The organism is Hymenobacter duratus (assembly GCF_014698995.1).
Taxonomy (GTDB): Bacteria; Bacteroidota; Bacteroidia; order Cytophagales; family Hymenobacteraceae; genus Hymenobacter; species Hymenobacter duratus.
In genome coordinates, this window is record NZ_JACWZZ010000002.1 from 1,203,217 (window position 1) to 1,216,299 (window position 13,083).

A 13,083-nucleotide genomic window follows, 5' to 3' on the forward strand; every position below is an offset into this window, starting at 1 on the left:
TCATTCCGAGCAGAGCGAGGAATCTGAGTTATTCTGTTCAGCAGTTCTATTCAGATTCCTCGCTTTGCTCGGAATGACAAAATATACTTCTCCATGTCTCCCATCTTCCTCTTTCTGACTTTCGTGGCGCTGCTGAGCGCGCTGGGTGTGGTGTTCGCCAAAAACCCGGTGCATAGCGTGCTGTTCCTGATTCTGACGTTCTTCTCGCTGTCGGGGCACTACCTACTGCTGAACGCGCAGTTTCTGGCGGCCGTGAACATCATCGTGTACGCCGGCGCCATCATGGTGCTGTTCCTGTTCGTGATTATGTTCCTGAACCTGAACGTAGACACGGAGCCGCACAAGCCGGCCCTGGCCAAGATTGCCGCGGCCGTAGCCGGAGGTTCCCTCCTGCTCATCCTCGTAGCCGCCCTGAAAGACGTAACGCCCACCGGCGTAGCAGCCGGCACCGCGTTCAACTCGCAGATCGGTATGGTGGACCAGCTGGGCATGAAGCTCTACACCGATTATCTGCTGCCCTTCGAACTGGCCTCCGTGCTGTTCCTGGTAGCCATGGTCGGTGCCGTGATGCTCGGCAAGCGTGAAGTAGGCGAGCGGAACTTCTAGTCTGATCTGCTGGCTTCAGCGGAAACCAAGCGCGGCGGCTGATGCATCAGCCGCCGCGCTTTTTTAATGGTAGCATAGGAGGTGCTAGGCTACGCTTGTTAGATTGAGCCTGCTATAACAACCGCTATGAAGCTCCCAGCTCGCCAACCATTCATTTATACCGTGCTTATTTCCACTGCTACTGTTCTGGCAGTATGGTTTCTGGGGCTGCGGCAGGATTGGAGTTTGTTTAAAGACTCCCTCATTTCCCTTACTATTCTGTCAACGGCCTTCTCGTCTTTCCTCACCGTAAGCCTGTTTCAGGGTGTTTGGATGCACGACAACTTCGGCAGGCTGATAGACCACATCAAGCGTGTACCTTTCCCGGACGATTTTCCAGAGCTCGGCACTGGCGACTTGGATCTGAATTTTGACGACGACGAAGGTTGTGGGGCGTTGCTTCTTGGTATTCTGGCGTGGCTGCTGGTAGCTGTACTCGCGGTGGCGTTGCTATGGGTGTTTGCTGCCATTGCCTGGGCAGTGTTTCTGGTGCTCGCCGCCGTTCTGTACTGGATTTTCTTCAGGGCTCTACGGTTCGCGTTGCGGCATGGGCGCGAGTGCCGAGGTAAGCTTGGCCTAAGCGTGCGTTACGCACTTACCTACACCGTTGTGTATAGCTCATGGCTATACGCCATTCTACTGGCGGCACACTACCTGAAATAGACAGCGGCACCTGATTCTTCAGGTGCCGCTGTTGCTTTCTGCCTATCACAATCCGCCTACTCTGCTTCCGCACTGCGGCGACGCATCCAGGCGGGGCCGGTGCAGGCGCCTTCCATTTTCTGACGGAATTTCTCCTTTTCCTCGGGCGTGAGGCATTCCAGGCGGGATTCCATTTGCTGCTTCCACTGGCGGCGCTTGCGGGCCCAGCCGGCGCGGTGGCCGCGGCCGCCCCAGCCCCCGAACAGGATGCGCGAAAGCACCAGCAGCCCCAGCGCCTGCCAGATGCTGATGAGGGGCAGGTTGAACAGGTCGGGCAACAGCCAGTTCCAAAGGCGCATGGTCACGTAGCCGGCCACGGCCAGGAATAGCGTAATCAGGAGCAGTATTTTGAGGCCGTGTAACAGGCGAAAGGAGCGGTTCATGGGAATTGCGTCTAAAAGAACGTCATGCAGAGCGGAGCGAAGCATCTCGTCAGCATACTATTGACTACTACCCGAGCGAGATGCTTCGCTCTGCTCTGCATGACGTTCTGCGTGGTTCATCTAATCCGTAAACAGCTCGGTGTAGAGCGTGCGGAGGCGTTTGCGCAGGTGCTGCACGGCGTAGTGCTTGCGCGAAATCAGGGTTTTGAGCGGGACGCCGGTTTCCTCTTCCATTTCGCGGAAGGTTTTGTCTTCCAGTTCGTGCCAGATGAACACCTGGCGCTGGGCGACGGGCAGCTCGGCCAAGGCGTCGCTGAGGGCTTCCATGAGGGTTTCGCGCAGCAGGCGGTTTTCGGGCGCGTCGTCTACGGCGGGCAGGATGTCGGCCAGCAGCAGGGTGTTTTCGTCGCCATCGGCAGCAAAGGCGGCCATTTCGTTTTCCAGCGAAACGGGCTTTTTACGGCGGTAGAGGTCGGTGATTTTGTTGCGGGCCACCCGGAACAGCCAGGCGGCGGCCTGCTCCACGGGCTTCATCAGCCGGTAGCTTTCTACCAGCTCGGCAAACACGTCCTGCAGCACGTCTTCGGCCTCGGCCTCGTTGGGAATGCGGCGGCGGATAAACGCCAGCAGCCGCTTCCGTTGGGTGCGCACGGCTTCCTGTATCTGCAGGTCCTGGTGGCCGGCCGTCATGCGTGCAGCGTCGAGTGGTAGAGCTAAGGTTTCCATTCTGCTGACACAGACGTGGAAGGCCGGAAGATACTTTACTGGCGAGCGGAAATTTTATCGGGCTGGTCTAAACGTGTCATTCCGAGCGGAGCGAGGAATCTGGATAACTCGCCACAACGGTTTGTACCCAGATTCCTCGCTCCGCTCGGAATGACACGTTTGATCGGAAAATTCCTCCTACAAAAAGTGGTACAGAAACGTAATAACGCCGGTGTATGCAGGCTTTTTTTGGCCTTCGATTTCCATCGTTACGCCAATATTGGCTTTGGCAATACCGCGTAGGTCTTTTACGGCCAGCAGCTTGGCGTGGAGGCGCACGGCGCTGCCCACTACCACCGCCTGGTTGAAGCGGAACTCGCTGATTTCGTAGTTCACCTGCATCTTTAGGTTTTCCACCTGCACCAGCTGGTGCCAGAAGTAGGGCAGCAACGACAACGTGAGGTAGCCGTGGGCAATGGTGCCCCCGAACGGCGACTCGGTAGCGGCGCGCTGGGGGTCGGTATGAATCCACTGAAAATCGAGGGTGGCGGCGGCAAACTGGTTGATTTGTCCCTGCGTGATAATATGCCAGGGGGTAGTGCCGAGGTCTTGGCCTTCGTACTGCTGCAGCTCAGCTAAGCTGCCAATGGTAATACTCATAGGTGAAAGAGTAGGGTTGCGGAAATGCTAAAGTACGGTTTGCCTGCGGGCACCGCCGCACCTATTCACAAAAAGGTACAAATGCCGGTCCGTAGCCAACCTGCGCAGCGAATCTTCGCGCCCGCCTACGGCCATACAGGTCAATTTAAAGGGTGGCGTTTTCCAATTTTCAGGATACCTTTGCCGGCTAGTTGTCCTGACCTCATTCCTTGAAGTAAGGCATCCTTTTCGCCGTCAGCCCTTCCGCATGAACCCGAACATACCCGAGGTTATCCAAACGGTTCCGCTTCAGTACTACGTCTTCTTTGCCGCCGCTTTGTTTTCCATCGGGGTGCTGGGCGTACTTACCCGGCGCAACGCCATCATCATTTTCATGTGCGTGGAGTTGATGCTCAACGCTGTGAACGTGCTGCTGACGGCCTTCTCGGCCTATCGCGCCGACCCCAACGGGCAGATTTTCGTGTTCTTCATCATGGCTGTGGCCGCCGCCGAAGTGGCCGTGGGCCTGGCCATTATCGTGATGATCTACCGGAACCTGCAAAACACCGACGTTAATCTGCTCAACCGCCTGAAGTTCTAGTTTTGCCATGTCATCCTGAGCATGTGGCGAATCAAGCCAGTGTCGAAGGACCTTCTACCAGCCGAACGATACCCGTAACAACGCCTCGTTCTCCCGTGATAAGGTCCTTCGCTCCGCTCAGGATGACACCTGTGCTTCTGCATCCCTGACTTATGCAAGAAACTGTAATCCCCGCTGCCGGCGCGCCGTACTCCACGTTTCTGTACGTGCTTATTCCGCTGCTGCCGTTTTTGGGCTTTCTGATTAACGGGCTGCTCAACCGCAAGCTCTCGGGTACGGTGGCCGGTGCCATCAGCAGCTTGGCGGTGCTGGGCTCGTTCGCCATTTCGGTGTTCCTGTTCCTGAACTTCCAGTACCAGTACACCGTCACGCTGTTCGACTGGATTTCGGTCGGCTCGATGCAGATTCCCTTCTCCTACCAGATCGACCAGCTCAGCCTGATTATGCTGCTGCTCGTGACGGGCGTGGGTTTCCTGATTCACGTGTACAGCATCGGCTACATGCACCACGACGAGAACGTGGGCAAGTTTTTCAGCTTCCTGAACCTGTTCGTGTTCAGCATGCTGGTGCTGGTGCTGGGCGCCAACTTCGTGATTCTGTTCATCGGCTGGGAAGGCGTGGGGCTCTGCTCCTACCTGCTCATCGGCTTCTGGAACAAGAACACCGCCTACAACAACGCCGCCAAGAAAGCCTTCATCATCAACCGCGTGGGTGACCTAGGCTTCCTGCTCGGCATCTTCCTGATTTACCTGACTTTCGACTCGGTGCAGTACGCCGAGGTGTTCCAGAAAGCCAGCACGATGCAGATTGGCGCGGGCGTGGTAACGGCCATTACGCTGCTGCTGTTCGTGGGCGCTACCGGTAAATCGGCCCAGCTGCCGCTCTACACTTGGCTGCCCGACGCCATGGCCGGCCCCACCCCGGTTTCGGCCCTGATTCACGCCGCCACCATGGTAACGGCGGGCATCTATATGATTCTGCGCGCCAACGTGCTGTTCACGCTGGCCCCCGATACCCTCGAAGTTATTGCCATCATCGGCGCGGCTACGGCCCTGTTTGCCGCCACCATCGGCCTGGCCCAAAACGACATCAAGAAGGTGCTGGCCTACTCCACCGTTTCGCAGCTGGGCTACATGTTCCTGGCCCTGGGCGTGATGGGCTACAGCACCAGCCTGTTCCACGTCCTCACCCACGCCTTCTTCAAGGCGCTGATGTTCCTGGGCGCGGGCTCCGTGATTCACGCCATGAGCAACGAGCAGGATATGCGCCGCATGGGCGGCCTGCGCAAGTCGCTGCCCATTACGTTCATCACCTTCTTCATAGGCTGCCTGGCCATTGCCGGCATCCCGCCCTTCTCGGGCTTCTTCTCGAAAGATGAAATCCTGCTGCACGCCTTCGAGCACAGCAAGGTGCTGTACGCGGTAGGTTTGTTCACTGCCTTCCTGACGGCCTTCTACATGTTCCGTTTGCTGTTCCTCACCTTCTTCGGCGAGTTCCGCGGCACCGAGGAGCAGAAGCACCACCTGCACGAGTCGCCGGCTTCCATGACGCTGCCGCTCATCGTGCTGGCCATTCTGGCCGCCGTGGGTGGTTTCATGAACGCCCCCTTCTTTCTGGGTGAGGAAAACGCCTACTTGGCCAACTACCTCGCGCCCCTGTTCACCTACTCCAAGCAGCTGAACCCGGCTGCCTTCGGCGTACATGCCGACCACGCCACCGAGCTTATGCTCATCGGCCTCTCGGTGGGTGCAGGCGTGCTGGGCATCATTCTGGCCTACGTGCAGTACGTGAGCCGCGGGGTGCGCCCAGTGGAAGACGGCGAGTCGCGCGGCTTCCTTGAAAACCTAATTTACCATAAGTACTACATCGACGAGCTGTACAACGCCCTGTTCGTGCGCCCCATCATGTGGCTCTCGCGCGGCCTGTTCCGCTACGTGGAAAACGGCATCATCGACCCCATTGTGAACGGCTTCGGCCGCCTGACCATGGGCGGGGGCCAGCTCCTGCGCTACGTGCAAACCGGCTCCGTGGAAACCTACCTTATCCTGATGGTGGTGGGTATCGTGCTGGTGATGGCGCTGAACTTCGGGAAATTCTAATTCTACTGACGGCCGGACCGGACTTTTTCACCGGCTTCATCCGCATCCAGATAACGCATGCTGACTGTCCTTCTTCTACTCTGGCCCGTGGCGGCCGCCCTGCTGCTGCACTTCTTCAAAGGCCGTGCGGCCCGGGTTCCGGCGCTGGGCGCGGCCCTGGTTGAATTTGCGCTGGCAGCCTATGCCGCTCTTACCTTCAACGCCAACAACAGCGGCCAATTCAGCTTCAACCTCAACTGGATTCCCTCGGCCGGCATCCACTTCGCGGTGGGCATGGACGGGCTGAGTTTGCTGCTGGTGCTGCTGACGGCCGTGCTGGTGCCGGTGATTCTGCTGAGCGCCTTCCGCCGCAACTTCGAGAACGAGTCGGTGTTCTACGCGCTGGTGCTGTTCATGCAAACCGGTCTGGTGGGCGTGTTCACGGCTCAGGATGCCTTCCTGTTCTACTTCATGTGGGAAGTGGCCCTGATTCCGATTTACTTCCTGGCTGGCGTGTGGGGCGGTGTGAACCGGGCCCGCGTCACATTCAAGTTCTTCCTGTACACCATCATCGGCTCGCTGTTCATGCTGGCCGGCTTCGTGTACCTCTACTTCCAGACCGGCCCCACGGCCGACGGCCTCTCGGCTCACAACTCGGCCCTAGCTTCGTTCTACGCCCTCAACTTGCCCGCTGACACGCAGATGTGGGTGTTCTGGCTGATTTTCGCGGCCTTCGCCGTGAAGATGCCCATCTTCCCTTTCCACACCTGGCAGCCCGATACCTACACCGAGGCCCCGGCCCCGGCCACCATGCTGCTTTCGGGCATCATGCTGAAAATGGGTATCTACGGCTGCATGCGCTGGCTGCTACCGGTGGTGCCGATGGGCGTTGACTATTGGCAGAACCTGATCCTGATTCTGGCCATCATCGGCATCATCTACGGCGCCATCATTGCCATCCGCCAGCAGGACGTGAAGCGCCTGATTGCCTACTCGTCTCTGTCGCACGTGGGGCTGATGATTGCCGGCGTATTCTCGCTGACCCAGATGGGTCTACAGGGCGCCAGCATTCAGATGCTGGCCCACGGCGTGAACGTGGTAGGTATGTTCTTCATTGCCGACGCTATTGAGCGCCGCACCGGTACCCGCAACATCGCCGACCTGGGCGGCCTCACCCGCAAAGCGCCCGTCCTGACGGTGTGCTTCCTGGTGCTGCTGCTGGGCACAGTGGCCCTGCCGCTCACCAACGGCTTCGTGGGTGAGTTCCTGCTGCTGGGCGGCGTGTACCAGTTCAACCACTGGATGGGTGCCGTGGCCGGCGTGACCATCATTTTGGGCGCGGTATACCTGCTGCGTATGTTCCAGCGCGTGATGCTCGGCCCCGATTCCTCGTTCACCGAAACCTTCACCGACCTCACCGGCTCGGAGCTGGCCCTGCTGGTGCCACTCATCGTGCTGGTGTTCTGGATTGGCCTGTTCCCCAACACGTTCCTGCACCTGTCGGAAGGCAGCGTGATGAACATTCTGAACGAGGTAGTTAAACGCTAAACGGCTAGTGGTCTGCGGCCGAGCCCGTGGCAACTACATTCTCTGCTAATGAATTCCATCATTCTACTTTCCGTTCTGGGCCTGGGCAACCTGTTTCTCGGGTTCCGTCGCTCCAACCGGCTGCTGCTGCCCGTGATGATGCTCATCTTGGGCGGGGTGCTGACGGTGAACTTCCTCGACTGGGGCAGCACGCAGTCGTTCTTCAACGGCATGCTCACCATCGACAACTTCTCGGTGGCTTTCACGGGCATTGTGCTGCTGACGGCGCTGGTGCTGGTGCCCTTCTCCCAGAAATACGTGCTCGACGGCGAAAGCAACTTGGCCGAGTACTACTCGCTGCTGCTGTTCTCGCTGGTGGGGGCCATTATGCTGGTGAGCTACAACCACCTGCTGATGCTATTCCTGGGCATCGAAATCCTGAGCGTGGCCATGTACGTGCTGGCCGGCTCCGATAAGCGCAACCTGCGCTCCAACGAAGCTGCTCTCAAGTACTTCCTGATGGGCGCGTTCTTCACCGGCGTGCTGCTGTTTGGCTTGGCGCTGGTGTACGGGGCTACCGGCACGTTCGTACTAAGCGAAATCAGCTTCGCGGTGCAGAACCCGGCTCCCGGTTTCGAGTCGCTGAAGCCCATGCTCTACATTGGCATGCTGCTGATGCTGATTGGTATCGGCTTTAAAGTATCGGCCGCGCCGTTCCACTTCTGGACGCCCGACGTGTACGAGGGCACGCCCACGTTCTTCGCCGCGTTTATGAGCACCATTGTGAAGACGGCCGGTTTCGCCGCCTTCCTGAAGCTGCTGGTGCAGGCCTTCCCGGCCGCCAACGCCCAGGGCATCTGGCTGCCCACCCTGACGGCCATGTGCGTGCTTACGCTGCTCATCGGCAACGTGGGGGCCGTGGCCCAAACCAGCATCAAGCGCATGCTGGCCTACTCCAGCATCTCCCACGCCGGTTACCTGCTGATTGCGCTGGTGGCCTACAACGGGCAGCTGGAAGGTGCTTCCGCTAACGGCATTCTGTTCTACTCGCTGGCCTACTCGGTAGCTACCGTGGCTGCCTTCGGGGTAGTGAAGCTGGTGGCTGATGCCCGGCAGCGCGAGGATTACAACGGCCTGAATGGGCTGGCCAAAACCAACCCGCTGCTGGCCTTCTCACTCACGGTATCCATGCTGAGCCTGGCTGGCATTCCGCTCACGGGCGGCTTCTTCGGCAAGTTCTTCGTGTTTTCGGCGGCCGTGGAGAATGGTTACATCGGCCTCGTGGTGTTTGCCGTGGTGATGTCGATGGTGAGCATCTACTACTACCTGCGCCCCATCATTGCCATGTATATGCGCGACACCGACGCCACCACTGCCGAAGCTGTGCCCGTGACTACGTTCCAGGCCGGCGCGCTACTGCTGCTGGCGGCCCTCACGGTCCTGCTGGGCATCTTGCCCGGTCTGGTGGCCGGCGCGCTGTAAGCAGCCCCGTTCCTCCCGGTTTTCCTTTTTCGCAACGCCTCGGCCCTCCGGCCGGGGCGTTTTGCGTTGCGGGCCACGCCCCTCCGTTTTCCCAAAAATGGACGCGCTGACGTGGCAAAAGCCCGCGCTGAGCTGGCAAACACACCTGCTGCTATCTGGAACAGGCGCGCTACCGTAGCAAAGCCTCGCGCCGACTTCTGGAAGGCTCGCGCTGACGTGGCAAACCCTCGCGCCGGGGCTGCGGGGTGTAGAGACGCGACCCTTCGCGTCACCTCGTTGAACGACTGGTACTGCTTATACTCACCATGATGTAGGGTGCGGGGCTTGCCCCCGCCCGTCATGGAACGAAATCGGTGGGGTGACGCGAACGGCGGGCGGGGACAAGCCCCGCACCCTACGCTGTTTTCGCAAACCGCTTCGCAACAGGCATGCACATCTTCAGCACGCGCCGGGACGCGAAGGGTCGCGCCTCGACTTATCCTGCATCAGCTATACTTGCGGGCTGATACTGGTTCTTATGCGCTTTCTGAAACTACCCGCCACGCTGGCGGCCCTGCTGCTGGGCTTTTCGACCTTCGCCCAAACCCCAGCCGTTCCCAGCCTGCCTGAAAAAAGCTTTGAGCAGTTCTGGCAGGCTTTCCGCGACCATTACGCCTTCTTTCCCCTCAAACAGGTCGACTGGGACGCCGCCTACCGTACCTACCGCCCCCGCATCACGGCCCAGACGCCACAGGACTCTTTGGTGCAGGTGTTCGGCCGGATGGTGGCGCCGCTGCACGATGGGCACATCACCATCAGCCAAGGCGAAACTATTCTGTTCAAAGGGGAAAGCCGGCGCAACTCGTTCAAGCAGAACTTTAAGGCGGTGCAGCCGGAGTTCTGGCGTGTGGCGTATGCCCAGTTGCAGAAGGCAGGCTTTGGACCGGTCAAAGGCATGGGGCCCGATTTCAAGGGCAAGCAGCCGCTTTACGTCAGCCGCAGCGGCAACCTGGGCTACCTCCACCTCACCCGCAACTTCGCCGATATCAGCGGCGCCATGGGTACCGATGCGCAGGAGAAGAAGGATCAGCGGAGGTTGGAGAAGCTGTTTTCGCAGGCCCTGAAGCAGCTGAGTGGCTGCCAGGTGCTGCTGCTCGACATCCGGGACGACGGCGGCGGCCACAGCGGCGTGGAGTTGGCCGGCCACTTCGCCACCGAGCGGGTGCTCACCAGCTACAAAGCCCTGCGCCAACCGGGCGGCTACGACCAATTTGCGGAGCCGCAGCCCGTGTACGTGACGCCCGCCGCCGGCCCGCGATTCACCGGCCCGGTCATCCTGCTCACCTCCGACCAGACCGCCAGCGCCGCCGAAGACCTGACCCTGGCCCTGACCACGCTACCGCAGGTGACGCAGGTGGGCACCGCCACCAAGGGCATGCTCTCCGATATGTACAGCGTGCACCTGCCCAACGGCCTCGACGTGACTCTGTCCAACCAGCGCTACACCACGCCCGCCGGCCAGCTCCTGGAAGACAGCGGGGTGCAGCCGGATGTGGTAGTGGAAAATACGCTGGCCGGCCTGGAAGAGCAGCACGACCCGGTACTGGCTAAAGCGCTAGAACTGGCTCTGGAAACGACCAAACGCGCCACGCCCGCCCGGTAGGTATCGGCTCTACTTCTTAATCACTCGGATGCTGATGCGGCGGTTGAGGGCCCGGCCTTCGGGCGTGGTGTTGGGGGTAATGAAAAATTTGCCGCCGTAGCCTTTGGCCTGAATCCGGTTCAGGTCAACGCCCATACCGGCCATGGCCAGCATAGCCGTTTTGGCCCGCTCCTCGCTCAGTTGGAAATTTTTCAGGGGGGTGCCGGTGCTATCAGTGTAGCCGCCCAGCTTTACCACAGAAGTTGGGAAGGTTTTGAGGATGCTGGCCACATTGCGCAGCTGCTGAAACGACTCGTCGGTGAGCGTGGTAGCGCCCGGATCGAAATACACCCGGTCGAAATTGATCCAGCCTTTGGTGCGGTTCACGGAATCTACCTCAATGGCCGGATCGGCGAGGAAGGTAAAAAGGCGGTTTTCGGTGGAGTTGGCACCTACTTTCTGAGTAGTGCCATCAGCGAGGCGCAGAATAATGGGCTGGCCGGTATCATAGATGTAGTTGCCGCTGGCATCGTCGTAGCGGCCGGGCGCGGCAGTTGCCGGGGCCTCGGAACCAGGGGCCGCAGCAGTAGCCACCGGATTCAGGGAAGCTACTGCTGCGCCGCTAACAGGCTGGCGCGGGGCCGGCCGCTCGTGCCCAAACAGGTAGCCCAGTAACACGGCCACCAGCAGTAGCAGCCCCCATTGCCACCGGATGGGGCCACCCCCTGCTGCTGCGGCAGCAGGAGCTACAAAATACGCCTCACTCGCCGCCGGCCGGATCCGGGTCGGGCCTTCGGTTGGCATTTCCGGCAGGGTAGCGTATTCCGAGGGGAGTGGGTGCTGCGCCAAGTGGTGGCTGCTTCCGTCGGCGGCCACAGCCTGCCGGCTGACGAGCAGGGCACGCCGGAGCGTATCTTTTTCCCGGCTAACCCATCCGGCCAAGGCGGCGGGATCCAGGCTGTTTTCCTGCGCAAAGTCGCCGGCAACACCCAGAATAGCGGTTGTGCTGAGGCCCAGCAGCTGCGCCGCCGTGCGGTCGTCAAGGCCAGCGGCGGCGGCCCGGTCGTGCACAATCGTATCGTGTGCGTCACCAAGCAGGTCGCGCATCAGGTCCTCGCTACGCTGCTGCCAGCCATTCTGCCCTGGTTTGGCCAATGCCTCCAACACACTGGCTCCGTATGCTTCGCGGCTGAGCTTCCAGAAGATTTCGGGGCCGTACGGTTTCTCAATACGACCCAACAGCGTGTGCAGGGCCAGCGGCAGCAGCTGGTCGAGGCCGGCTCTCACCTCGTTTTCGCTCTCCGGGCCAGCTTTGGCCAGAGCGGTCAGCACATCTTTCGTAAAAGTTGCGCGAGCAGTTTGCAATAGGTTCTGTTCCATGGATTTGCAGCACTAAGGTCCAACTTCTCATAAAAGGTAAGTTTATTATTACAATAATTACATATAATTTTACACCTATTTTCAAAGAAAAAGCCTTCTGCCGGAGCAAAAGGCTTTTGACAAAGTATTGCCTGCGAAACTCGCTGTGGCCTAGGTGCGGCGCATGAGCACCGTGGCTTCGTCCGCATATTGCACTGCGTCGTCACTGAACGGCTCGTTGCCGCGGAATTTGAGCAGCAGGCGGGCCGTGGTGATGATATCCTTCTGGCAATAGCGCGCAATGCGGGGCAAATCATTTTCTTCGTAGTAGACGCGGGCCACATCCTTACCCTGTATATCGTCTTTGGGCGTAGGAATGCCGAACATGGCCGCCAGCAGGCTCAACGAAGTGAAGGATTTCCGGTCGCCGAACTTCCAGAGCTCCATGGTGTCGAGGTGGGTGATTTCCCAGGGCTTTTTGCCGGCCGTATCGAGGTGGGGAGGCAGTTCGAGGCCATTGATGAGCATCCGGCGCGACAGGTACGGAAAGTCGAATTCCTTGCTGTTATGGCCACACAGGCGAAAATGCGGCCGGTGGCTGATGACTTCGCTGAATTCCTGCAGCAGCTTTTTCTCATCGTGTCCATAAAACGACTTCACACTGAAGCGCAGCTCGCCGGTGGGCGCCGTCCGGAAACGGCCGATGGAAATGCAGACCACCCGCCCAAACTCGGCGTAGATACCGGCCTGCTCAAACAGGGTAGCGGCGTGCAGTGTGTCCGGCAGGGGCGCAATGTGGTCGTGGTGCGAAATCCAGCCTTTTTCGCGGCGCAGGGCGTGGCACTTATGCTCCCAGAGTTCCTTGAGCAGTTCCTGCAGGTCGTCGTGGCAGCCTACACACGGCACGGTTTCGATGTCGAGAACAAATACCTCATCGAGCTTCAGGTCACGGAGCAGGCGCATAGACGGAGCGGATAAAACAGTGTGCGGACACCGAATATAGGCTTTTCCGTTGCGTAAGCACCATTTTTAGCCAAGCACGACAGGCTTCGCCTCCGTGCCACCGTCGGGAGCTGCCTGAAACCGGCAGCTTTTCCGGCGGTGGTGCCTGCCAGAGCCGCTACGGGTTGCAGCACCGCAGCAGAAGGGCTTCCGACTGCGGCTGCCTGGGGCACTCTCACTCCAGAAGCACTCAGGCCAGGGCGGGGTGCTTCCGAATCCAGAGGCCCAATAAAGAAATCAGCAGCTGCGGACGCGGGTGCGGCATATCAACAGGCATTGAGGTAACCCAACCGGCTCCGGATACCCTCCGTTCGTGCAGATTCGCCGGGGCCGTTGGTC

General features: G+C 59.6%; 12 protein-coding genes. 7 read left to right on the forward strand and 5 right to left on the reverse strand.

Going from position 1 to position 13,083, the window contains the following annotated elements:
- Nucleotides 1-93: 93 nt before the first annotated feature.
- Nucleotides 94-606, forward strand: a complete 513-nt coding sequence (locus IC231_RS13165; RefSeq protein WP_190784932.1) for an NADH-quinone oxidoreductase subunit J family protein — start codon at nucleotides 94-96, stop codon at nucleotides 604-606.
- A 126-nt stretch (nucleotides 607-732) separates the two neighbouring features.
- Nucleotides 733-1,308, forward strand: a complete 576-nt coding sequence (locus IC231_RS13170) for a hypothetical protein (protein WP_190784933.1) — start codon at nucleotides 733-735, stop codon at nucleotides 1,306-1,308.
- 56 nt (nucleotides 1,309-1,364) lie between these two features.
- On the opposite strand, the gene IC231_RS13175 is transcribed toward IC231_RS13170, so the two are convergent.
- The 3 genes from IC231_RS13175 to IC231_RS13185 form a co-directional block, all read right to left on the reverse strand.
- Complete coding sequence (locus IC231_RS13175; protein WP_190784934.1) at nucleotides 1,365-1,730, reverse strand: hypothetical protein; 366 nt, start codon at nucleotides 1,728-1,730, stop codon at nucleotides 1,365-1,367.
- A 120-nt stretch (nucleotides 1,731-1,850) separates the two neighbouring features.
- Nucleotides 1,851-2,456 (reverse strand): RNA polymerase sigma factor, encoded by a 606-nt coding sequence (locus IC231_RS13180; RefSeq protein WP_211539044.1) that lies wholly within the window; start codon nucleotides 2,454-2,456, stop codon nucleotides 1,851-1,853.
- Nucleotides 2,457-2,633: 177 nt separating this feature from the next.
- Entirely contained in the window at nucleotides 2,634-3,095 is a 462-nt protein-coding gene (locus tag IC231_RS13185; RefSeq protein WP_190784935.1) for a MaoC family dehydratase, read from the reverse strand.
- Nucleotides 3,096-3,342: 247 nt separating this feature from the next.
- On the opposite strand from IC231_RS13185, the gene nuoK reads away from it, so the two are divergent.
- The 5 genes from nuoK to IC231_RS13210 all read left to right on the forward strand — a co-directional run bounded on the left by nuoK (nucleotide 3,343) and on the right by IC231_RS13210 (nucleotide 10,404).
- The gene (gene nuoK, locus IC231_RS13190) at nucleotides 3,343-3,675 is read left to right on the forward strand and encodes an NADH-quinone oxidoreductase subunit NuoK (RefSeq protein ID WP_125421892.1); all 333 of its coding nucleotides are present in this window, start codon (nucleotides 3,343-3,345) and stop codon (nucleotides 3,673-3,675) included.
- A gap of 152 nt (nucleotides 3,676-3,827) precedes the next feature.
- Entirely contained in the window at nucleotides 3,828-5,774 is a 1,947-nt protein-coding gene (gene nuoL, locus IC231_RS13195) for an NADH-quinone oxidoreductase subunit L (protein ID WP_190784936.1), read from the forward strand.
- Between the two features lie 57 nt (nucleotides 5,775-5,831).
- Nucleotides 5,832-7,301: a complex I subunit 4 family protein gene (locus tag IC231_RS13200; RefSeq protein ID WP_190784937.1), complete on the forward strand. Its 1,470-nt coding sequence runs from the start codon at nucleotides 5,832-5,834 to the stop codon at nucleotides 7,299-7,301.
- A gap of 48 nt (nucleotides 7,302-7,349) precedes the next feature.
- A complete protein-coding gene (locus IC231_RS13205) occupies nucleotides 7,350-8,762 on the forward strand; it encodes an NADH-quinone oxidoreductase subunit N (protein WP_190784938.1) in 1,413 nt (470 codons plus the stop codon).
- Between the two features lie 517 nt (nucleotides 8,763-9,279).
- On the forward strand, nucleotides 9,280-10,404 hold the full coding sequence (locus tag IC231_RS13210; protein ID WP_190784939.1) for a S41 family peptidase: 1,125 nt from the start codon (nucleotides 9,280-9,282) through the stop codon (nucleotides 10,402-10,404).
- A 9-nt stretch (nucleotides 10,405-10,413) separates the two neighbouring features.
- Here IC231_RS13210 and IC231_RS13215 read toward each other — a convergent pair whose 3' ends face one another.
- Together IC231_RS13215 and IC231_RS13220 are read right to left on the reverse strand one after the other, a co-directional pair.
- A complete protein-coding gene (locus tag IC231_RS13215; protein ID WP_223831403.1) occupies nucleotides 10,414-11,763 on the reverse strand; it encodes an OmpA family protein in 1,350 nt (449 codons plus the stop codon).
- A gap of 150 nt (nucleotides 11,764-11,913) precedes the next feature.
- Nucleotides 11,914-12,705 (reverse strand): 3'-5' exonuclease, encoded by a 792-nt coding sequence (locus IC231_RS13220; protein ID WP_211539045.1) that lies wholly within the window; start codon nucleotides 12,703-12,705, stop codon nucleotides 11,914-11,916.
- Nucleotides 12,706-13,083 lie beyond the last annotated feature (378 nt).